General features: G+C 48.6%; 13 protein-coding genes and 2 pseudogenes. 4 read left to right on the forward strand and 11 right to left on the reverse strand.

Translation table 11 applies throughout. The features are described from left to right. The 3 genes and pseudogenes from BP71_RS10355 to BP71_RS10365 all read right to left on the reverse strand — a co-directional run. Nucleotides 1-1,211 (reverse strand): annotated as a pseudogene (locus BP71_RS10355) (hypothetical protein); the annotation flags it as partial. A 637-nt stretch (nucleotides 1,212-1,848) separates the two neighbouring features. Next, nucleotides 1,849-2,277 (reverse strand): hypothetical protein, encoded by a 429-nt coding sequence (locus BP71_RS10360; RefSeq protein ID WP_496378789.1) that lies wholly within the window; start codon nucleotides 2,275-2,277, stop codon nucleotides 1,849-1,851. 52 nt (nucleotides 2,278-2,329) lie between these two features. After that, nucleotides 2,330-2,965, reverse strand: coding sequence for a LuxR C-terminal-related transcriptional regulator (locus tag BP71_RS10365; RefSeq protein ID WP_496378791.1), 636 nt, complete (start codon nucleotides 2,963-2,965; stop codon nucleotides 2,330-2,332). 818 nt (nucleotides 2,966-3,783) lie between these two features. On the opposite strand from BP71_RS10365, the gene BP71_RS10370 reads away from it, so the two are divergent. Further along, a complete protein-coding gene (locus BP71_RS10370) occupies nucleotides 3,784-5,670 on the forward strand; it encodes a cadherin-like domain-containing protein (RefSeq protein ID WP_496378793.1) in 1,887 nt (628 codons plus the stop codon). 76 nt (nucleotides 5,671-5,746) lie between these two features. On the opposite strand, the gene BP71_RS10375 is transcribed toward BP71_RS10370, so the two are convergent. After that, on the reverse strand, nucleotides 5,747-8,824 hold the full coding sequence (locus BP71_RS10375; RefSeq protein WP_496378795.1) for a sensor histidine kinase: 3,078 nt from the start codon (nucleotides 8,822-8,824) through the stop codon (nucleotides 5,747-5,749). Between the two features lie 11 nt (nucleotides 8,825-8,835). Beyond that, complete coding sequence (locus BP71_RS10380; protein ID WP_496378797.1) at nucleotides 8,836-9,468, reverse strand: response regulator transcription factor; 633 nt, start codon at nucleotides 9,466-9,468, stop codon at nucleotides 8,836-8,838. Nucleotides 9,469-9,920: 452 nt separating this feature from the next. Here BP71_RS10380 and BP71_RS10385 point away from each other — a divergent pair, with 452 nt between their 5' ends. Together BP71_RS10385 and BP71_RS10390 are read left to right on the forward strand one after the other, a co-directional pair. Next, on the forward strand, nucleotides 9,921-12,554 hold the full coding sequence (locus BP71_RS10385; RefSeq protein ID WP_496378798.1) for a reprolysin-like metallopeptidase: 2,634 nt from the start codon (nucleotides 9,921-9,923) through the stop codon (nucleotides 12,552-12,554). 654 nt (nucleotides 12,555-13,208) lie between these two features. After that, a pseudogene (locus BP71_RS10390) lies at nucleotides 13,209-13,383 on the forward strand (IS66 family transposase); the annotation flags it as partial. Between the two features lie 77 nt (nucleotides 13,384-13,460). On the opposite strand, the gene lgt reads toward BP71_RS10390, so the two are convergent. The 3 genes from lgt to BP71_RS10405 all read right to left on the reverse strand — a co-directional run bounded on the left by lgt (nucleotide 13,461) and on the right by BP71_RS10405 (nucleotide 15,756). Further along, nucleotides 13,461-14,279, reverse strand: a complete 819-nt coding sequence (lgt, locus tag BP71_RS10395) for a prolipoprotein diacylglyceryl transferase (RefSeq protein WP_496378800.1) — start codon at nucleotides 14,277-14,279, stop codon at nucleotides 13,461-13,463. Between the two features lie 171 nt (nucleotides 14,280-14,450). Beyond that, nucleotides 14,451-14,945 (reverse strand): RNA polymerase sigma factor, encoded by a 495-nt coding sequence (locus BP71_RS10400; protein ID WP_496378802.1) that lies wholly within the window; start codon nucleotides 14,943-14,945, stop codon nucleotides 14,451-14,453. A 238-nt stretch (nucleotides 14,946-15,183) separates the two neighbouring features. Then, nucleotides 15,184-15,756: a GNAT family N-acetyltransferase gene (locus BP71_RS10405; protein WP_496378804.1), complete on the reverse strand. Its 573-nt coding sequence runs from the start codon at nucleotides 15,754-15,756 to the stop codon at nucleotides 15,184-15,186. Nucleotides 15,757-16,000: 244 nt separating this feature from the next. Here BP71_RS10405 and BP71_RS10410 point away from each other — a divergent pair, with 244 nt between their 5' ends. Then, complete coding sequence (locus tag BP71_RS10410; protein ID WP_496378806.1) at nucleotides 16,001-16,936, forward strand: alpha/beta fold hydrolase; 936 nt, start codon at nucleotides 16,001-16,003, stop codon at nucleotides 16,934-16,936. An 832-nt stretch (nucleotides 16,937-17,768) separates the two neighbouring features. Here the strand turns inward: BP71_RS10410 and BP71_RS10415 are convergent. From BP71_RS10415 to BP71_RS10425, 3 genes are read right to left on the reverse strand one after another with little or no spacing between them, the layout of a single operon-like run. Continuing rightward, nucleotides 17,769-18,401: an RNA polymerase sigma-70 factor gene (locus BP71_RS10415; protein WP_496378808.1), complete on the reverse strand. Its 633-nt coding sequence runs from the start codon at nucleotides 18,399-18,401 to the stop codon at nucleotides 17,769-17,771. Between the two features lie 11 nt (nucleotides 18,402-18,412). Next, nucleotides 18,413-19,870: a DUF1501 domain-containing protein gene (locus BP71_RS10420; RefSeq protein WP_496378810.1), complete on the reverse strand. Its 1,458-nt coding sequence runs from the start codon at nucleotides 19,868-19,870 to the stop codon at nucleotides 18,413-18,415. A 43-nt stretch (nucleotides 19,871-19,913) separates the two neighbouring features. Then, nucleotides 19,914-22,226: a PSD1 and planctomycete cytochrome C domain-containing protein gene (locus BP71_RS10425; protein ID WP_496378812.1), complete on the reverse strand. Its 2,313-nt coding sequence runs from the start codon at nucleotides 22,224-22,226 to the stop codon at nucleotides 19,914-19,916. Nucleotides 22,227-22,397: the final 171 nt, after the last annotated feature.

Here is a 22,397-nt window from a genome sequence, read left to right on the forward strand (position 1 = left end):
TTCAAAGTGCTGCCTGCCGGGGCGATCAGGGCTACCGATGTATTGGCTGGGGTGGCCTGGCTGCCATCGGAAAGATCATCGTTAGCCAAAAGGTTTACCACTGCATCGCTGCCAGGCGTGTTGCCGGCGTCTGAATCGTCGGTGGCAACCGGAGGAAGCTGGCTGATCCCGAAGTTGAAACCTACCAGATTATTATTGTTGGCATCGGCTACGGTCACCGTCTGCAACAGATTAGGCGAATTGTCGGTTTCCGACACTGCAAACCAGGTCGGTGGTAACCCAGGTGCAGGCGGAGCGGCCCCCACCGTGCCAGCGGTAGTGCTGAGGCGTACCGAAAAATTGTCGGAGGTGTAAATGTTATCGGTAAAGGAATAGCTTCCATCTGCCTGCACCGGCACAGAGGCGAATACGGTCCCGGCAGGGCCCACCAGTATAGCATGCAGCTGTCCGGTAGCAGACCCCGAACCTCCGATTGCCGCGCCATTCACCCCTCCCGTTGGGCCATCGATATCGTTAAATACGTTACCGGAAATGCTGGTCGGACAGCTTTTAAAACTCACAGATCTTACGCTATAGTCATCCCCGCCATCCCCGCCGGGAGAGTTTACTTGATACTGCACGCTAAAAGTACCGGTATTAGGAATACTCGCCGGCAGAGTAATGGTGACGGTTGTAAATACACCATTAGCAGGAATGGTCGCGTGTGAAGAGGTAGCCCCCGCAGCGGTCGCAACAGTAGCATTAGTCGTTTGCCCTACCACTGTCAGGAAAGTAGCATAGGTAACCCCGCCGTAAATAATTCTGAAAGAAGCTGGCTGTGAATTCGCAGTGGTACCTACACCATTGATCCCGTCACTAGGCCGAATACTAATGGTTACTACAGCCCCATTGCCATCCAGGTTAGCGTCTGCTACCGGACGGCTTAACGTCTGGGTTACCACTTCGTTATTGAACTGGGTAGAAGTCGATGTGGCAAAAACTGAACCCGTTCCTGAACCCGTCCAGCCCAACCCTCCATCAGTTCCCGTAGCAGGAGTAATACTGGATACCGGAAAATTCCCATTGGGCGATGCCCCGTTAAAATCGTAAAAATTAGTGGTTGGCGTTATTTTTTCCAGCTGCAACGCAGGTACACACTGTGCAAAAGAACCTGACGTCCTCAATACTGCCAAAAACAACCCAAGAATAGCTGTAAAGGTGCTAAATTTCATTTTTCATCATCATTAAGTGTGACATAAGATTTTGTTAATAGCCTATTGCCCGATACCCGGGCGCACTTCAGAGACGTTGCTTCTATGTATTTTTGAAAAGCAACCGTAAGAATTAGGAAGGGTGTAAGGTTTTCCACCGGGTTGAATGTAAACTCTGCCGCCGCGATCGGCGGTCAGGGCAAAAATTCGAGCGTTACCCCGCAGACATTCATGGATCGGTATATTCCTCGTAGTCAAAAACAACCAGGATTCGGGTGCCTGGAAAAATGCTGGCAAGATCCGCCAACTACCTCGATTACACCTGACTGGCAGCAAAAACGGTCAGCCATTAGGCAATTACAATCGTCAAGCTTTCTTCATTTTGTTGGAAAATTAAGGGGTTAGGAAAAATCTACATAAACGGTCGTTACGGCAAAGAAGCACGCCACAAAGGAAGCTCATAAAAAAAGCAACCGTCGTTTAAGATTTTTCATTCTATGCCTTAATTTTTGACATCATGCGATAGAATTAATTACTGCCTCCAAACACGTGTTTCGCATTTGTTCGGACTATTTCTACTAACGATACCATATAAACGCAGACTGTTAGAGATTACCGCCACATGAAGGCCCCCTCTAACTTTGAAACAGACTTCTCTTCACGGCTCCGCGGATTCTGCCAAAAGGTCATCCGTCATTTTGTGCATTTGCATGCAGTGGTGACGAAGCATAGCTATGCTCATATCGGAGCCTTCGAGCAGAGTGAGCAGTATTTCATATTCAGCAATGATCTTTTGATGGACGCTTACGATTTCTCCTAATATCAGAATGATGTTGCCTTCCCAATCAATGGTGATGGCTGCCGTGCCGTCGGGACGTATGATGCCAGTCATACAGCATTTGAGCGCATCATAAAGATTTGCGATCTCTTTCTTCAGTACAGAGCAAATCATATAGTCCCGGCTTAGCAACTGTCGCAAGGGAAAAGGAATTTCCTGACGCATGGCTGTGCTCAGCAGTTGTCGCTGCGTTTTATAAAGTCGCCAGACATTCAGTACATGCTTTACAATCTCTTCCACATTCTCCATAATAGATCAACCTTTCGGGATTGGAATTGCATTATTTCGGCCTTCTCAGCAGCTAATTTCCCGCCGAAGGAACGAGCTGTCTTAGTACGGCGATACTGGGGACATTCAGTTTCCTGAGTATCCGCTCCTTAATGTCGGTGATCGTACTGGGGTTTCGCTTGACGGTCCGGGCTATATTCTCATAGCTTTTTCCCTGTATAAGCATTTGGGCTACCTCTTTTTCGACCGCCGACAGTGATGCGATCAACGTCGTTACTACTGCTTGCCTCCCTGGCCCGATATTGGCTGACAATTGGGTAATCACATGGGTTTCGACGTATTTGTTGCCTTTTTGCACGGTCCTGAGGCATTCAAGCAGGTCTTCTAATCTCGCATCTTTGGACAGAAAGCCTTTTACCCCTTTCTTGAGATAGTTTCTCACCATGTGTAGAGGCTGTTCACTATAAACCACCAGTCGGCTTGCCGGAAATAACTCTTCAAGTGACCCAATTTCAACCCAATGGCGCCGTTCCGATGAGCGGTCCCGGATCAACAGCAGGATAACGTCCGGCGAGTACCCTGGTTGCTGTTTTTTCAATTCCAAAATATCTGTCGCCACCACGGATTCAATCGGGTCTGGTTGCCCCTTGAGCACCAACTGCAACGAATCTGTTAAAAGCCAAAAGTCGTCGATAATCAATAATTTCATCACTTGCCCTGGTTTTTTGTTTCATAAACACTTCGGAGAGATTCCGGAAAGACTTCAAACCGGCGGCAAAGGTCTGACAATACCAGTCTACGAGCCTATCCCAACGGGTTGTCGAAACTTCCCCGGCTGCGCCTGTACATACCCATTCAGCACAGGCGTAGCTTGCTTACAAAAAAATGGGAGCGGATCAGAATAACATACTTAAATTATTCAGTTTTATATAAAATTTATTCTATAAACATGATGTTGACTTTTAGGTTTTACTTATTCCTGTTCCCCACCGGGTCCGCACCCTACCGGTACAAGTCCTTTCATTAATCTCTACCAACATTTGCTGTTGTAACTCATAACCCTTTTTCAGCCAGCATGGCAATGGCCCTGCGACTCAAAAAAGCATCTCATCTATTTTTGCAACAAGTTCCCTTCGACCGCCCACTGAAACGATCGCCCGGAGTAGTTATGCATTCACTTTCCGCTTCAACTCCATTTAGTTATTCCACGGGCACCAAATGTCTTCGGCCCCATTAGCACTGGCCAATTGGAGGTAGAATTACTACCCAAACAAGTGTGAATTTTTACATTCAGGTAAGCAAAAATATTAACCCGGTCGAGCCGCGTGGCATTGATACTTTTGACCAGCCGTTTAACCAACCTGCCCCCTTTACATCAACCTTCGGACTACGGTCTCCCAAACAGAATAAAATCGAGACCATTCCGAATGCCGGAGGTTCGCAGCACTTCCGATCACTGATGAAACGCGACCGGCGGCGTTCCCGGCTAACTCAATGCAAATCAAAAGACCAAATAAACCCATCTTTATGAAACAAACATCTACAATCCAAGCTGGTAGCCATGCAGCCGTTCCTCAGGGATACATCTCCGGCACGCTAAATCCGTCAAGAACAAAAGGGTCTCTGAAAAGTCTGCTCTCTGTTTTTCTGATGGCCATGATGGTAACACGCGCCTTCTCCGCAGTTCCTATTGTTCCAAACAAATCAAGGACAATCACCGACATCGGTACCGCCGCAGCCAATACCGGCAGCGTGAATAACCTGCTGAGCGGAGTGACCGATCCCGACGGCGGCACCAGCTTCAGTATAACCAGCTTTACCGTTAATGGTGTTGCCACCGCTGTTCCGGGCAGTTATGTGATACCTAACCCCAACCCCTCTTTCCCCGGTACCAACATCGGCTCCATCACGATCAACGCCAATGGTACCTATACGTTTGCACCTGCCCAACTGGCGGCATCACCGGGAACAATGCACTACAACAGCAATTACGGCCCCGTTCCTCCCATTACGTTTACGGTTTCGGACGCTCAGAATGAGACTGCAACCGGAAATTTGCTCATCACAGTCAATCCATTCAACGAAGGCCCTGCCAACATTATCCCTTCTTACGCCACAACTGAAGATACCCCACTGACCTTAAATACATTACAGACAAATGGAATACCCAAGTTGTCGGAGATAGACGATGCCGCGGAAATCAATGGGGTGATAACCGTTTCGCTTTTTATTTCCCAGGATGACCTCTCCTTCGCAGGTTCAATGGGCAGCATATCGGCCACCGCCGGCCACGGGCTGACCGTCACCGTCAGAAACGACAATAACGGCCTGACGGACGGCAAAGCAGATACGGTCGGCGTCACCCTCACAGGCCCCATCAACGAGGTGAATGCCTATCTCGCCGATCCGACAGGTAACGGCATCATCTGGACTCCCCCAAGCGACTACAATACTTCCACCGGATGCATACCGCCTTACCGGCTCACCATGCTGTCCAACGATCATGGAAACACAAGCAACGGAGCGCCCGGCACCCCAAGAACAGACCGGACAACCAGAATAATCAGCATTCCATCCCGGGTCGACATTACCAACGACGCATTGGTCACAACATACAATACGGCAAAATCTTTCAATGTACTCACAGGAACTGACGGGGCGACACCGGATAATTTCGAAAACCCTGACAGGTATGTGAGCCGCATCAATGGCACCGAAATAACCGACGGCCAAACGGTCGCGCTGCCCAGCGGTAACAGTATTACGATTAACCAGAACGGCGAGGTGGTCTTTACGCCAGCCGCGGGTTACAGCGGAATGGACAGTTTTCAGTACAGCGTGCGATCGGGTCCCTGCGAAGAAACCGCCACGGTCACGATCGATGTCGGACCTATGCCGGTTAAACTCATTACCTTCCGGGCGGAGGCTGAGCAATCCGCTGTGCTGCTTTACTGGTCTACCTCGGAGGAAATAAACAGCGCCTTTTTTGAAGTACAACGGTGCAGCGACGCCGTGACATGGAAAGCGGTAATCCGTATCAATGCTGCCGGCGACAGTAAAGCGATCATAAACTACTTTTATCAGGACGTTTTACCACACCCCGGAACCAACTATTATCGACTGAAAATGGTGGATGTCGATAGCAGCTTCACTTACAGCAGTATAAAACCTGTGCGTACTTTTCAAAAACAAGCCATACAACCCGCGTATCCCAATCCTGCCAATGCTTTCTTAAAAGTACCGGGTATTTCTTCTGGGACCTTACGGCTGCAGAATATGAACGGGACGGCGTTCGAAGTCAGTGTCATCCAAGAATGGGCCAATATAGAAACCCTCCCTGCCGGGATTTATGTGGTGAGCATACCGATGACCGACAAAACGTTTGCTCCACAACGGCTGGTCATTGCCCGATAGTTCAGCGCGGTTAAAATCGACCTGAGGTAAAGGGGTTTGCATGTGCTGGTATGGGCAAACTTCGCAACAGGGCGTGTTAACCCAAAACCAGTTGAATCACCGTGTTCTTTTCACCGGGGACCTGTACGATGATTTCGATTCCAAGCAGCACGCACAGGTCTTTGACGATAACCAATCCAACTCCCTTTTGCCCGGGATTTTGAGAGGCATGCATCCAGTCTTCGTAGGACCTGTAATTTTTATTCAGCCAGCTTAGCTGGTCCTGCGGGATGCCGCCTCCATCGTCCTCGATAGTGATCTGTGTTCGCCCTCCATCCATGCCGGCAGTTATCCTGATTTGGGACTGACTAACTTTTAACGCATTGTCGATCAGGTTATGAATAATAATAGAAAGCAAGTTCGGATCAGTATATACGGTAAGGGCCGGATCGATCACCTTTTCAATTCTTACTTCCCGATGTGCTGCAATTCCGGAAAACAATTCCGTCACCGAACGTACCAGTTCATCGACATGAACCCCATGCATATCCCGGCGCTCCGCAGGCGATTTGCTTTGCAGTTTAATGTAATTCAGAATGTTTTTGGTAAGGGTGTTCAGCCGCTGGGAAGTGTCCAGCGTCTCATCGCTCATTCGCACGATCAATGGGTCAACCCCGGTTTGTTTGTGTACAAATGCATTGAATTGTCTTAGTGAGAAACCGATGTAATGCAATGGCGTCTGAATATCGTGATTGACAGCCGCGATGATCTGACTGATCACCCGGTAATGTCGTATCAGGCTCGCTTCCCGTTCTTTTCTGACGAGATGTGCCGATCTCCACCTGACAGACATCAGGAACAGGCCAGCACCAGCCATCACCACCAGTGCCCGAAACCACCACGTTTCATACCAGGCACGCGGGATATGCAGATGTACGGTTTTATAGGTATAGTCATTTGTACCAAAACCCGCTACATTCCTTATTTTTAGTGTATAATCGCCGTGGGGAATTCTGGGGACTGTAATGATGTAATCCTGGTTAACGGGTAGCCAATTTACGGTCCTGCCTTCCCCGGCCAGTGAATAATACATCCGGATATTTTTCTGATTACCCAGATATGGCGTGGTGACCGATAACCGCAGCTGCTCGAAATCACGCGATATTTCAAGCGTGTCTTTCACCTCCAATTCTTTGGTATCCTCCTGAACAGCGCTGACAAATATATTATGGACGGGAAGCGCTGCGCTGATAGCCTCGGGTTTATACCAAACCAGACCGTCCATGGAAGGCAGCGACACTGTTCCGTCCGGCAAGGTAAGCGCGCATGGTTGGCAGCCACCATTAAATTCATTCGTTTCAAAGCCATCTCGCTTGTCATAATACAGGTAGTACACCTGCTCGCTCTTACCGGAAGCATAATCCAATAGCTGTTTTTTTGCCACCTGGAAAAGCCCGCGATTGGTGCTTATCCAAAAAAAGCCCTTTTTATCCTCCACAATACAATGCGCCGTAGCCAGGATGCGGTCATGATCCAGCGGAAATTTAACTACTTTGTCTTTCTTCAACAGATAAATGCCGTTTCCATAGGTAGTTATCCAGCTACCGTCACGGGTTGTGTAAAAGCTTCTGACACCTATGTTCTCAAAGGGCTTGACGGCCTGAGAAGTTCCCGTGTGCATATTGAGCCTGAAAAGACGGTCCTCCGTCCCTACAAGCATCGTTTCGGGATCTTCCCTACCCATGATCCATATCCCGCTGACCCCTAATCTAAACATCCGTCGCGGTATATAGCTCGCCCCGGATCTGACGATCGTATATATTGCATCGGAGTCACATCCAACCCAGAGCTTGCCCTCAGGGTCGAGAAAAAAGGATTTCGCCTTCTCAGGCATTCTTACGTGCTCAAGTACCCTTCTCCCCGTTTGATCCAACTTGTACAGATCAAACCCGATCCCCATCCATAAGGTCTTGTCCTGATTTTGAACCAGGGCAAATTTGTACCCAAATTTCTCCATAAACGGTGATACCCTGCTAGCAGAAATGTGAGTCTCCCCTGCAACAGATGAAAAAAGATAACCCTGTGACGTAAGTACAGACCGGCCAGGGCCAGCTACCTGCGCATAGTATACGTTGTCGGCGTTATCCTCATTTAGCCTTTGTGTATGAAAATCATTCTTTTTAAAAACCAGCAATCCCTTTGTGGTGCTTCCCAAAAAAAGGACCCCGCTGTTCTCATCGAAGAGTGCAGTGATGATACGAAGGTCATCGAGGTCAAAATCCTTCAAGAGCAGGCTGGTCGTCAAATGGCCCGATGGCGAGGGCTTCAGACTATAAAAGCATTTGTTCAGGTAAAGAAACGCCTGGCGTGAAACGTTATTCCAAAACAATTCAGGAATACCCTTTTTGGGAAACTGGCTGTTCGTCAGAATGTCTCCCTCTATAATAACATCCCGTTTTTTTTCACCTACTGTCGTGAATTTCCCGCTGGCATCTACCGCATAGGGCAGTGAGCCGATCAGGAAAAATTGCCGGAACGGCCCCTCAGACGTAAAAGACCGTTTGCCGCGTTGATAGCAGGTAATACCCTTTTTATGCCAGAGATAATAAGTGCCGTTATCCGATGGGGTAAAGTAATGTTCCCTGGAAGGATCTACCGGGTACTGGGCGGGAAGGCTGGCCAGAATGCTGTTATACCTGAATTCATTTCCCGCAAAGGGGTTATATTTTTTGTATTTGCTATAAAAATTGGTGTCTACACGAACCAGTCCGTTTCCAAGAATGCCGATACATTCGTTTTTCTCCGACAAAGCATAAAACTGGTAATGGCTGTTCCCCTGATCTTGCCCGACAGCCGGTACGAATCCGCGGATGCGGTTGTTCGTGATAGGAATTACCGACTTTTCAAAGGTCAGAAAACGGTGTCCGTCGAAACGGACCAGCCCGGCTTCGGTTGTCAGCCATATGAAGCCATTGCCGTCTTGCGCAATCGCTTTGACACTGTTCTGGGGAAGCCCATTTTCGTCGGTGAAGTGTTGCAGCCAGTACCCGGCTGGCTGCTGTTGACCCATTACCGGTAAAAGCGACAGCCAAACCATGCAGAGCAATACCATAGAGGGGAGCAAGTCCGCCTTCTTTCTGTCGCATGAAAAATACCTTGGGAGTTTACTGGCCACGGGAAGGCAGACTATTGGTTCACTTGAAAATACTTTGTCAGCTCGATCACATTGTTGATCCCAAGCTTTTCGAAGATTTTGGATTTATAAATACTGACCGATGAGGCTGAAAGGCTAAGCTGTTCCCCAATTGCTTTGGTGGATTGCCCTCTCATCAAAAGCTGGGCTACATCGAGCTCCCTTCCCGAAAGTTTCTCAGCAGCCGTATCCTGGCTCTCTTTTGAAAATAACAGCTGCCGAAATGTCTGTTGCATCACCTGTGGGCTTGCATAGGTGCCTCCACTCAGCACTTGATCCACCGCCTTCGTAAAATCGTCGTTGAACGCCGTTTTTGAAATATAACCATTTGCACCCGCTTTCAGGAAAGGCAGCGCATACACCTGCTCGTCGTAGCTTGAACAAACCAGGATTGGGATCCCGGGCTGTCTTAGCCTGGCCGAATGGATCATCGTAACCTTGTCGCCACCGGGAAGGTTAATATCCATGATCAACAGATCGAACCTGCGTTTTTCAAGCATGGCAATGGTTTTGGTAAAATCGCCTGCGCCGGTAATTTCCACCTGGGGTATATGCTCCATCAGCAAAAACTGAATGCCCGCCAGTACCAGCGGATGGTCTTCTGCAATGATGATCTGAATGCTCATGCTAAAAAGATAAAAAACGAACGCCTGGAAATTGTGCGGGACAATATATATAAAATCATTATAGCAATACTTCTACGGAGCATTTAATTCATTTAATTAAACATATAATTTTTTAAATGCCAAAATTCAAACATTCGCAATGTCGGCCCTGCTTATACGCAATACATTTGTTCTACAAATGATCCTGAATACTACGTAATGCTAACATATTTGAAAGGATTTGTTGTGCACAATTAGTCATTCCAGGCTAGCCATGTGTTGCCCGCAAGTTCAGAAAGGCATTCTTTGAAAGAAAAACATACTGCGATCCAAAGACACCTGGCATAGCAGCTTATTCGCAATAAAAAATATAACCCTCCGGCATAACCCTATTTACATGTGTCAAAGCGCAATAGAGTCCTATTGACATGGTTTAATCTCCAATCGTTTTCGGCTAATAAAAAATCTACCACATGAGAATGAAACTTTACCACAACTTTATCGCTATTCTGGCGGTGCTTAGCATTCAGAATGCAACCGCCCAGACCGGATTCTTCTTGCCGGCGGACGCAAATGCACGGACCAGTCAGTCTGTTCCAAAAAAAATCTCCAGGCTTTCTTTTTACCGCTTAAAAACGAACGACCTGCGAAGCTATTTGTTCAGCGCTCCTTTGGAATTTAAAAATAAGCAGGCCCTTGGTTTAGCGCTTGAAATTCCGCTGCCCAACGGCTCTTCCGAGACTTTTTCCGTGTTTGAATCACCCATTCTAGCGCCTGAAATCGCCGCCAAACACCCCGAAATAAAGACGTATGCGGGGCAAGGAACGACACACAAAGAATATTCGGTCCGCATTAATCTCACTGCCACAGGATTTAATGCGATTATCCTGGGGGTTGAAAATGACGCCGTCTATTTCGAAAAAATAAACACCGATACCTCGGATCATATTTACAGAAGCTACTTTTCCCGGGATGCGGTCAGTCCGAAAAGTGACTCCCTGAAAACACCGGGCAACCGCTGTGGTACGCTCGACGGCGAAAGCCACAGGAGCCCGCTAAAACCAGGCGGAAAAAACGAAAGGAGTAACGCAACAGCAGCAACTGGCGCCACTTTGAGAACATTCCGGCTTGCAATGGCAGCTGACGCGGAATTTACGGCCCAAAAAGGCGGAACAGCCGCACTCGCCTTCGCTGCGCTGACCAACTATGTCAATAACATGAATGCCGTATACAGGAAAGAGCTGAGCGTATCTTTTGTGCTGGTCAGTGACGAAACGATCGTTTATACCGATCCGCTGACAGACCCTTATACCAACAACGACCAGGGAGTGATGCTCGACGAAAATCAGGCAAATCTCGATAACGTGATTACAGCCGGTTACGACGTCGGTCACGTACTGGGATATCTGGGAGGTTCTGGTGGCGGAGTGGCCGTAAGGGGCTCGGTCTGCGATCCGGGCACCAAAGGACAGGGTGTTTCTGGCGTGGGGGATGGCTCTTATGCCGATGTGTTTGATCAGCAGCTGATCCAGCACGAAGTTGGGCACCAGTTCGATATGAGCCATAGCTATAACAGCAATGTCCCGGTGTGTACCACCCGGGCTCACGATACCTCAGTTGAACCGGGATCAGGGACGACCATTATGAGCTATGGGTACACCTGCAGCAACAGTACCCCGGGAGATGGCCTGGTAGGCAATGACGACTATGAAGCACCTTACGCGCCGATCCTGAATTTTCACACGGTCAACTATGATCAGGCCAATGCTTTCATTGAAACACTCTCCTGCTACACCGCCACGGCCACCAATAATGCAATCCCGGTTATCAACACCATGCCGTCAAGCTGGACGATCCCGAAGTCGACCCCTTTCGCGCTTAGCGGTTCAGCTACAGACGCCGATGCGGCGGATGTGTTGAGCTATTCCTGGGAAGGAACAAACATCAGCAACGAACCCGACAAAGCAGCACTCACCGCCGCAACGATTTCCGACCCTTCACGGCCGCCTTTTTTCAGGTCTTACGCGCCGGTTTCCAACAGCGGCACACGGTATTATCCCAGATTAGCGTCGATCCTCGATGGTTCGAACTATGCCATAGGCGACAAATTGCCGTCTGTGGGTGTCGCCACTACGCACAAACTTACCGTCCGGGACAACAATAGCGGCGTGAGCGCCGCCGAAGTAACCGTCAACATCGATGGCGGCTCCGGGCCGTTTTTGATCACAAATGATACGCCGGGCAGTTTGCTTGGACCCATTGGAAACTACCCTCTTGGTGGGGCGATGACTGTCACCTGGAGTGTCAATGGCACAGCGGGTGCACCGGTTAATTGCACATTGGTTGATATTTTCCTGTCAACTGATGGCGGACTGACCTTTCCTACAACCCTGGCGACCGCAACCGCCAACATCCTGGGAACGGCGGCGGTCATTTTACCGCTGATAGACACTGACAAGGCACGGATTAAAATCGCGTCCAGCACCAGCACCGCTCTGGGTAACACGCCAAACATCTTTTTTGATATCTCCAACGTCGATTTCACTATCGGCACCCCGATGCCGGTGACCCTGATATCCTTTAATGCAAGTCTGAATGCCGAAAATTCCGTACAGCTTAACTGGGAGACTTCCGAAGAAACGAACAATGCCGGATTTGATATTGAAATGAGCCTGGATGCCCGGAAATTCGTCAAAGTAGGTTTTGTGGATGGCAATGGCAATTCGAAATCGGCCCACCAGTACCGGTATTCTGTTTCCGACCTTCCGGGCGGGACCTACTATTTCCGTTTGAAACAACTGGATTATGATGGTGAATACGAATACTCGCAGACTCGTGCGGTCGAGCTCAAAAGTGCCAAGGATATCCTGGCAGTCTATCCTAACCCGACCAGCGGAAAATTGAAATTTCACCCATTGCTGCATCAGGGTCAGGCATTCGACATCCGGATCATCGATCAAACCGGGCGAATCGTAGTATCGCTTCCCCCGAGCGATAAATACGGCAAAGGTTATGAACTGAATACCGAAAGGCTGCCTTCCGGGCTATACAATGTCATTTTAAGAGGCGCAAACTTTACCGAGAATCTAAGATTTGTCAAACAATGACCCGAATGCCGGTTTTCAGAACCAATATCACCCACGAAGGGGAGCCTAAACTCTCCCCTTCGTGGGTTAAGAATTTGGTCCCTTGCCAACCATTGCATTTGAGGCTATTAATATAGCAGGCATTTCACATCGTGATGTACCCACCCTAAGACCAGGCTCGTGGACAAAGATAGCTTTCCGGACTTCCTTTATCGCCCAGACGAAATTTTAAGGTTCATTCAGGTAAATGAACTTTTTACCTGTTTAATGACCAATGGTCGCGTTGTCCACTTTTGCCCGAAAGATGTAGAGTCGTTTAAGCGCTGGCTCTCGGAAAATGGGATCGAGGGCGATCCGCAATCACCCAAAGGTCTTTAACCAAAACTTCAAGGAGCGAAACTACCCGGACAAATGCCTGCCAAGCCAGCAAATGAATAAGGGATTCCGGTACCTTTTCGCCGCTCTGTTTAAAATAATCTCAATCCGAGGCCAGTTATTTAAATGGGTTGTAACCGGATGATGCCAGAAAGGTTTTCGCATTGTCGTCCGCCGGATGCAGGTCAGTCATACATATGAGATAACGCCTCATTTTTCTCTTCTGCTTTATCCGTAATAATCAAATTGAAAATCCCATACGCCCGCTGACTCCGGAAAAAAACTATCGCCCGACGGCACGGCTTTTTTGCCGGATCACACGAAGCTACCCAGCGGCTGCCCTGATTTATTCCTTCTTTGCTATCCGCAGAAAACACGATGTCAATTCCTACAGTTGGCAAAAAACTTGCTAAACATCTCCACAATCAACCATAAAAACATCAGCGAGCTGTATCCGCAAAACTTTAACAAAGTCCCGCAGTCAACAAATAAATTGGCAGGCCGGATACCTTGTCCCGGAATCCGGATATTGAACATTGTTTGAGAAGCACGTCACCTGCTGGCACGTATAGGCTTATGGAGTCGAACAACTATCACAAGCAGTCCGGCAAGAATGAAAGGAATGCTCAGTATTTGCCCCATGTTCAGCATCATACTGTTCTCGAAGTCTTCCTGATTTTCTTTAAAAAACTCATCTAAGAAGCGGAGTAAGAAAAGAACCGCCACCATTAGGCCGGATAGTGTTCCGCTTTCCCATTGATTGTGTTTGCTACGCCAAAGGTAGAAGACAAACGCAAAGAGCAATCCGCAATAAATAGCTTCATATAGCTGAGCCGGGTGCCTTGGAACGTCATCGACGTCCGCGAATACAAATGCCCAGGGAATATTGGAGGGCACCCCGATCATTTCGGAATTCATCAGATTCCCCAGACGAATGAAAGCGCCGCATAAGGGAACAACCACGGCAATCCGGTCTAAAAGCCACAGAAAGTCTATCTTTTTCCGCCTGGAAAAAATAAATGCCGCAGCTATCAGCCCCAATCCGCCCCCATGGCTTGCCAGTCCTGCGAAGCCTGTAAAATGAAATGACGGCGTTAACGATACAGGCAGCAGTTCGATTGGATGCTGCCAATAGTGCAGTGGTTCATAAAACAGAACATGTCCCAGCCGCGCACCGATCAAAGTGCCGACGATCAAAAAGATGGTAAGTTCATCTATTTGATCCTGATCACGCTTTTCGACTTTGAAAATATAGCGAGCAATGGAAATACTCAGAAAGATGCCCAGTACCCAAAAAACACCATACCACCGCGGTACATCTAGTCCGGGGAACACTTCCGGCCGGACATCCCAGATAATGTAATGGAGCATCAGCAGGTTTGACAAAAGGTAAATAAAAACAGGAATATCGAGCTGTTGTAAAGTAACCGCCGGATTTTCGCCCGCTTGCCAAAATCCTGGTGTATCGCGAATAAAATATCGTCCTCGGAGATTTTTTGATTATCAAAATACTCTTTCTGCTGCTCCCAGGCACTTTTTAGCTCACGGGTGTTCATTGAAACAACGGTTTTTCAGTTTATGTTTTAGCCGATTTAACCTTGTGCTCACATTGGTTGTAGTCAGGTCGAGTATTACGGCAATTTCCTTATTTGCATATCCTTCCACCAAAAGCATCACAATGGCCTTGTCGCAATCGTCGAGTTTGCTGACAAGCCAGGAGAATTCCTGTAAATCATCCACAGCTACATCATCACCGGAAGATATTTGATCAGCATGCGCCTGGGATATTGGCTCCTTTGCACCAGTGTAATGTTCCTTTTTACTCTTGGCTAAAATGGTGTTCAGGGCCACTTTGTAAATCCAGGTACTGATTTTTGACGCCCCACGAAATGTCGGGAAAGAACGCCAAAGCTGTAAAATAACGTCTTGCTTCGCATCCTTAAAATCATCGGATTTTGGGAAATAAGTGCTGCAAATGCTGCTAATGATCCCGGAATGTTGCTGTATGATCGTAATGAATTCCTTTTCAAAAGACATAAGTAATGAAGCTTAAGGTCATTTATCACATTAGTATGCAAACGCACGGGATTTGTCACAGTCTTATTCTTTTTATTTCATTGGATTTTTGTCAGACTTGAAAATGTCTACACTAATCAAATACGTTCGCCCGTTTGGTCTCCCGTTTTCGTGGTACTATTTTCACCTATCGGCGAACTCGAAATACTACATTCCATGCACACGGGTGTTGACCGTACAACTCTCCCGATCGGCATCGCTATCGCCCATTTCTGATTAAAAAAAGATCATATCCGAAGTCCAGCTGATTATACACGTTCAAACCGAACTTCTTATACCACGGAATGTTCTTCAAAGTTGATGTTTCCAGATAGATCGGTCTGTTCATCCGTTCAGACTCAACGAGCAGTTCGGCCATCAGCTTCTGCCCCACCCCGCTGTTGCGGCTCTCCGGGTGTACACCGATGAACCATAAGTACAGGAACGTTGAGGCCGGATAGTTTTTAGAAATTTCCTTCTCGCGGTTGATGGCCTTCGTAATGTTTCCGAAGCCAATTGAGGTAAAAATCAGTTTCACTTCCAGCCACAGTGATCTGAGAGTAATTTTCTTCTTCTCCGGAAAGGACACGAGCGCGCAACCTTTGTTGTCGTCGGAAACATACACTTTACCGAAGAGCTGACAAGTCTCGAAAGAATAATCCATCAATGCCCGGATCCGATTGATTCTCTTCGCATCGGAAGGGATGAGATAATTTACACTTTGATTGTCTTGAAATGACCTCGTAAGAATGTCGACAACCAGGCCTTTGTCCCTTGCTGTGGCTTCTCTCATAGTTTATGGAAGTGGTGGAATAAAATTCTAATCGCTAAGAGTGAAGCAGGCTAACTTAGTAAAAAAGTGATGAAGAGCAGATTGAAAGAGATAAAATTTTCCGGCAAACTCCCTCGCTGCCGGCTGAAAGTCCCGACCCGCAGCCCAAACTGCCGCTTTTCAGTCCTTTAATTGACGCAATCACACCCTCGAAGGAGGGGAAATGTTGCCGAGATTTGCATTGTAACCAAACCAGAAACCAGACATGAGCAAGCACATTCTCTCCTGCCTTTTTCTCGCGGCGACGGTAATGGCCGTATCCTGCCGTTCGGAACAAAAAGACGGACAAAACACTTCAAAGACCGACACCGCCGCCAGCCCGAATGCGAAGGCTGTTCCCGCCGAAACAGGCTATGTGGATGTAAACGGATTGAAAATGTATTATGAAGTATACGGCAGCGGCAAGCCTCTGGTGCTCCTGCATGGGTCGTTTATGAACATTCCCATGAACTGGGCGCATATTATTCCCCTGCTCGCACCCGGCCGCAAGGTGATTGTAGCCGAAATGCAGGGTCACGGCCGCACCCGCGATATTTCACGTGACCTGAGCTACGAAGGCATGGCCGACGATGTTTCCGGTTTGCTCAAACACCTCAAAGTCGACAGCGCCGACATTCTCGGGTACAGTATGGGCGGAGGCGTGGCATATCAGCTGGCGGTGCGCCATCCCGGGCAGGTACGCAGGCTGGTGATACTCTCCGGCGCGTATGCCCACGACGGTTGGTGGCCCGATACCGAAGCCAGTTTTGCCACCATGACTGTGGATATGTTCAAGGGTAGTCCGATCGAGAAGCAATACGACAGCCTCGGAAATGACCCGGCGCGTTTCGGCGATTACATCAAGAAGGTGATCAGCATAGATTTGAAGCCTTATGACTGGTCCAAAGATGTCAAAAAGATCAAAGCACCGATGTTCCTCGTCATAGGTGATGCCGATGGCGTGCGGTACGAGCATGCCCTGGAACTGTTCCGGGCGAAGGGTGGCGGCAAAATGGGCGATGTGCACGGGCTCCCCAAGTCGCGACTGGCCATTCTACCCGGCACGACACATATCGGCATGATCCAGCGCACGGGTTGGCTGATCCCGATGGTCACCGATTTTCTCGATTCCGACCTCAGCAGCACACCACCGACATTCTAAATCGCCCCGACCGTTTCCGTCTCTGGAAATGGTCGGAGTTTTTTATACATGATGACTTTGCCCGCCTTGACGCTATTGCCATTGGATGTAATCCGAATATTATACAATTCAGGCAACAGCTGGTGCTGTTAAGGATTAGTTCAGAAATGTTATTGCTTTTTCAGCATTTTCACGCTGTTTTTTTACGCTTTCGCCCAGAAACCTCCTTCGTCCGAAAAAATAAGACAGGACTAAAAGCCCTGCCTATCCTTTGACCTAACTAATTACTAAGCGTATGATTAACTCGAATTTTGCCGCCTATTGCCATCGTTCTGTTTGAGTTCGGGGCTGTTGCGGTCTATTTCTCTTTTGGGAGCCGCCCAAAAACCATCTTGTGCGCGGATATTGCCGGAAAGGCGCAATATCCCGTCATGCCGGACCACCATTGCATTTCCCCCCAGATCGTTAGTGAGCTTTTTGCGAATGGTCTTTCATCTATGAACCTGCACCATGGAAAGCTACCCGTTGAAAGCGTGAAATCGTGTGCCTGCTGATTCGATCGGTTCAAGTGGCATGTATGAAGCGATGTCAATATGATATCAGCCATGCACTTGTCAAACTCCGGGGTTTAATGAAATGAGTGCTGATCAACAATAAACCCATACTGGGGGACCATAGCATTATCTTAGGCATTTGATATGCAGAAAGGCATACCGAGCTCGGGTACTATTTTAAATAGAAATTACATTATCACAGATTATGTACAAATTTATAACTGATTAATCCATTAAATTAATGGTTGATTGATATTTTACAGTACTACATTTGCACAAATAGTCTCAGCAGATATATGTTACTTCCATTCTCTCCGAAGAGCTTCCCGAAGGTGCTTTAACGCCTTCGACATGTGCACTTCGACCGTTTTCGGAGAGATGCTCAGCTCCGTGGCTATCTGATGATATTTTTTGTTTTCAAACCTGCTTAACTGAAATGCCTTTCGGCATTGCCTTGGAAGCTGATCTATCACCTGGTCGACTTTTCGTAGCAACGCGAGATAATGAAACTCTTCATCCGGCTGCTGGTGAGACTTAATAGTGGAATATTCGTCAATCACGTCAAAGCTGCGCATACCGGGCGCCTCGCTACGCAAATAGGTATAGCACTCATTACGCACCGAGCGAAACAGGTAACTGCTGTACGACGATGTTATATTCCGGTAAGCTTTCGTGCGGCACAACTGAAAAAACACCTCTCCGACAAGGTCCTCCGCGACCTGCCGGCACCCCACAAATCTGATTGCATGGCTACACAACGGATTGTAGTAGGTCTTAAACAGCATGGTCAGGCCCTTTTCAGGATTAAGCTCGAAGATTGCTTTCGTAAAGCGGACGGATTCGCTTTGACCAACAATAGCTGCGTCTTCGTGTATAGTTGACACAAATAAGTTCAGAGATTCTCCATGAGGTACAGATACCGTTTCTTGCATGAGGCTACATATTAAGCGATAATTCCTTTCACCAGGTTACCAGCAACATCCGTCAGCCTGTATCGGCGTCCCTGATGCCTGAAAACCAGCTTTTCATGGTCGAGGCCCAGCTGATTGAGGATCGTAGCCTGCAAATCATGGACATGTACCGGATCTTTCACAATATTATATCCGAAATCGTCGGTTTCTCCATAAACCAGTCCGGGCTTGATCCCTCCGCCCGCCATCCAGATCGTGAAGGCCCTGGGATGATGATCCCTGCCATAATTATCCCTGGTGAAGGCCCCCTGGCAGAAGTTGGTACGACCAAATTCACCTCCCCAAATGACCAGGGTCTCATCCAACAGTCCCCTTTGCTTCAGATCGGTGATCAACGCGGCCGAAGCCTGGTCAACATCCTGGCATTGCCCGCGAATTTCCTTAGGCAGACCGGCATGCCCGTCCCAGCCCTGATGATACAGTTGGACAAACCGAACCCCTTGCTCCGAAAGCTTTCTGGCTAAAAGGCAATTGGCCGCATAGGTGCCAGGCACAAGGCATTCAGGGCCGTACATTTTCACAATCGACTCCGGCTCCTTGCTCATATCTGTGATCTCAGGCACGGCAGTTTGCATTCTGTAAGCCATTTCATACTGCTGAATTTTAGCAGTAACCTCGGGGTCGCCAAACTCATCATAAGTCCCCTGGTTGAGCGCTGCCAGCTTATCGAGCATCTTCCGGCGTTCGGGCCGGTCCATTCCCTCCGGGTCTCCCAGATACAGAACCGGGCTTTCCCCGCTGCTGAACTGTACACCCTGATGGACCGAATCCAAAAACCCATTAGTCCATAACTTTGAATACACCCCCTGTCCGTTTCCCTTTCCCCGGGACAGCAACACACAGAAACTGGGCAGGTTCTGGTTTTCACTACCCAACCCATAGCTTAACCAGGAGCCCATACTGGGCCTGTTGCCAACCTGCGCGCCGGTCTGAAAGAACGTCAGCGCCGGGTCATGGTTGATCGCATCGGTATTCATCGACTTGATGATACAAATGTCGTCTGCGATACGGGCGGTGTGAGGCAACAACTCGCTTATCCAGGCACCTGAACTTCCATGTCGCGCAAATCTAAACACCGACCCTGCCAGCGGAAACCTGGTCTGGTTGGAGGTCATGCCCGTGAGTCGTTGTCCACCTCTGACCGATTCCGGCAAATCCTTCCCATACATTTCGTTCAGTAGCGGCTTATGGTCAAAGAGCTCAAACTGAGACGGAGCTCCATTCTGAAAAAGGTAAATAACACGCTTGGCCTTCGGGGCAAAATGAGGCAGGCCGGAGACAATGTCGTTCACGTTAGTTCCTCCGCCCGACTTGAAAATATCAGGAACCAGCAGCGACCCCAGGGCTGCACTTCCAAGGCCCAAACTGAGTTTCGACAGAAAGTGCCGTCTATTGGTATTCATTCGGAAATCAAACACCGGCTTCTCCATATTTCTCCGCAAGTTAGTTTTGCAGTCGTGCAGACGACCGCGATCAGCTTTTTGTGATCGTTTCTTCCATATTATAAATGGTGTTGATCACCCGCATCAACGCCGCAGCGCGGCCCGGATCTACGCGCTCTTCATGCGCGCGATCTCCGACATTCAACACCGTCTGAGCTTTCCGCTTATTTTTCGAAAACGTGATCAATTCTTCGTTGTAGTAATCAACAAGCAGCCGGACCTCTCCTGAATCGGGATTTCGGCAGACGATCCGTTGAAATAACTCCGTGACCTGCTTGTCAATCGAACCTGACCGCGAGCTCATCCGCTCTGCAAGCACCCTTGAAGCTTCAAGCACCATCGGGTCATTGAGCATAACCAGCGCCTGAAGCGGAGTGTTCGTCTTTTGCCGCTTGACCTCGCAATGATCCCTGTTACTGGCATCGAAAATAATCATTGCCGGCGGCGGAAGTGTCAATTTGATAAATGTATACAAGCCCCTGCGATACAGCAAACCGTCCTGGTCTTGTATATACCTCGCAAGGCTGCCTCTGTTGGCGGTGGTCGCTTCCCAGATCCCCTTGGGTTGATAGGGTTTAACGCTCGGTCCACCGATTTCCGGGTTCAACATTCCGCTGGTGGATAGGACAATATCCCTGATCAACTCGGCGGGTACGCGGGAGCGCACACCTCTCGACAGGTAAATATTTTCCGGATCTTTCTCCAATTTCTCCGGGGTTAGTTTGGAGGATTGTCTGTATGTAGCCGACATCACAATCTGTTTAACCAGTCTTTTGATATTCCAGCCATGGTTCATGAAATCGACTGCAAGCCAATCCAGGAGTTCCGGATGGCTTGGCAAATCCCCCTGCATTCCGAAATCGCCGGTGCTTTTCACCAGCCCCCGTCCAAAAATTTCCTGCCACACCTGGTTGACAAACACCCGTGCGGTAAGCGGGTTTTCTTTGCTCACTGTCCAGCCGGCCAACCCCAGCCGATTTCTTGGATATTTGGTTGTGTCAAATTTCATCACAGCAGGAAGCGCGCTTGCAGTTACCACCTTGCCGGGAGCATCATACACCCCCCGATTCAAAACATGGGTAGCCTGCGGGGTTTCATTTTCTCCCATCACCGATACCACAATTTGGCTGGTGTCTCTGCTGTTGATAAAAGTAAGCAGGCTCTTGACCTCCGAGTTGGAAATGGTCAGAACAGGTGCCTTGGCCGGGCCGCTCCCCGCGCTGCCGTCAAAACCCTTTTCCTTTGAAGTGTTGAAAAAACCGAATAATCTGTAATAGTCCTCCTGGGAAACCGGGTCATACTTATGATCGTGGCACTGGGCGCATTCGACAGTAAGGCCCAGCAAACCCGAACTGAATGTCTTCGTCTTATCGAGGTGGTATTCAACGCGGTACTCCTCGGGGATCACACCATCCTCTTCGGTTATTTTATGATTCCTTAAAAATGCCGTTGCAAGGATCTGCTCTTTACCCGTATTGGGAAGCAGATCTCCCGCAAGCTGCCAGACCAGGAACTTGTCGTAAGGCATATTCCTGTTGAAAGCGTGAATAACCCAATCCCGCCAGGCCCATTGAGTCCGGACGTCGTCGTTTTGATAGCCATATGAGTCCGCAAAGCGGGCTACATCGAGCCAATGTATCGCCATTCTCTCTCCATAGGCCTTTTGTGAGATCAGCTCATCGACGACTCTCTCATAAGCATTTTCAGAATTATCCCCCATGAAGCTCCTTTGTAATTCCAGGGAGGGAGCCAGCCCCGTAAGGTCAATCGACAGTCGTTTAAGTAGCTGCTCCTTACTCGCTTCGTCGTTGGGAGCCAGCCCAAGCTGCTCCATTTTGGAAAGTGTAAAACGGTCAATCTCGTTTCTACTCCAGTCCGCGCAGCGCACAGCTGGCAAAGCAGTTTGCCTGGGGGCAGTAAAGGCCCAATGCGGCTCATACTTAGCACCTTGGGAGATCCATTTTTTCAACAGGGCGATTTCATTTTCGTTCAACAGGCCAAGGTGAGACTCCGGTGTGGGCATCTGGTAACCGGGATCTGGCGAGGTAATCCGCTTATATACCTCTGATGCCTGTGGGTTACCGGGAACGATAGCGAAGCCTTTTCCGTCCCTTAGTCTGGAATATGCACTTTCTGCGAGATCCATCCTGAGTCCCGCCTCCCGCTTTTTAGCATCGGGACCGTGGCAGGCAAAGCATTTGTCGGAAAGTATTGGCCGGACCTGAAAGCTATACGATATCCGTTCGCTATCGGACTCTTTGCCCGCAGAAAACCGTTTGGAAAGAGCAATTGAAACCCCAATTACACTGAAACTAATAAGTAAAAGCCACAAATACCTTCGCATATTCCTGGGTGTAAATTCTTTAAAATCAGCCAGCGCCCAATGTTATTTATGGTAAATCCGGCAAGTCAGCAATTATACACATGAAAGAATACAAAACTATTGCAGTATAATCTCATTTAATAGTTATTCGTTGCCTAGTTGTAATACTATGTTTGCATATGGTTTCAGCAA

The sequence above is a fragment of the Dyadobacter ginsengisoli DSM 21015 genome, assembly GCF_059568735.1.

Excerpts from the sequence above, each read along its gene's own strand:
- BP71_RS10360 (WP_496378789.1), bottom strand. The coding sequence starts at position 2,277 with ATGGAGAATGTGGAAGAGATTGTAAAGCATGTACTGAATGTCTGGCGA.
- BP71_RS10365 (WP_496378791.1), bottom strand. The coding sequence starts at position 2,965 with ATGAAATTATTGATTATCGACGACTTTTGGCTTTTAACAGATTCGTTG.
- BP71_RS10370 (WP_496378793.1), top strand. The coding sequence starts at position 3,784 with ATGAAACAAACATCTACAATCCAAGCTGGTAGCCATGCAGCCGTTCCT.
- BP71_RS10380 (WP_496378797.1), bottom strand. The coding sequence starts at position 9,468 with ATGAGCATTCAGATCATCATTGCAGAAGACCATCCGCTGGTACTGGCG.
- BP71_RS10385 (WP_496378798.1), top strand. The coding sequence starts at position 9,921 with ATGAGAATGAAACTTTACCACAACTTTATCGCTATTCTGGCGGTGCTT.
- lgt (WP_496378800.1), bottom strand. The coding sequence starts at position 14,279 with ATGCTCCATTACATTATCTGGGATGTCCGGCCGGAAGTGTTCCCCGGA.
- BP71_RS10400 (WP_496378802.1), bottom strand. The coding sequence starts at position 14,945 with ATGTCTTTTGAAAAGGAATTCATTACGATCATACAGCAACATTCCGGG.
- BP71_RS10405 (WP_496378804.1), bottom strand. The coding sequence starts at position 15,756 with ATGAGAGAAGCCACAGCAAGGGACAAAGGCCTGGTTGTCGACATTCTT.
- BP71_RS10410 (WP_496378806.1), top strand. The coding sequence starts at position 16,001 with ATGAGCAAGCACATTCTCTCCTGCCTTTTTCTCGCGGCGACGGTAATG.
- BP71_RS10415 (WP_496378808.1), bottom strand. The coding sequence starts at position 18,401 with ATGCAAGAAACGGTATCTGTACCTCATGGAGAATCTCTGAACTTATTT.
- BP71_RS10420 (WP_496378810.1), bottom strand. The coding sequence starts at position 19,870 with ATGGAGAAGCCGGTGTTTGATTTCCGAATGAATACCAATAGACGGCAC.
- BP71_RS10425 (WP_496378812.1), bottom strand. The coding sequence starts at position 22,226 with ATGCGAAGGTATTTGTGGCTTTTACTTATTAGTTTCAGTGTAATTGGG.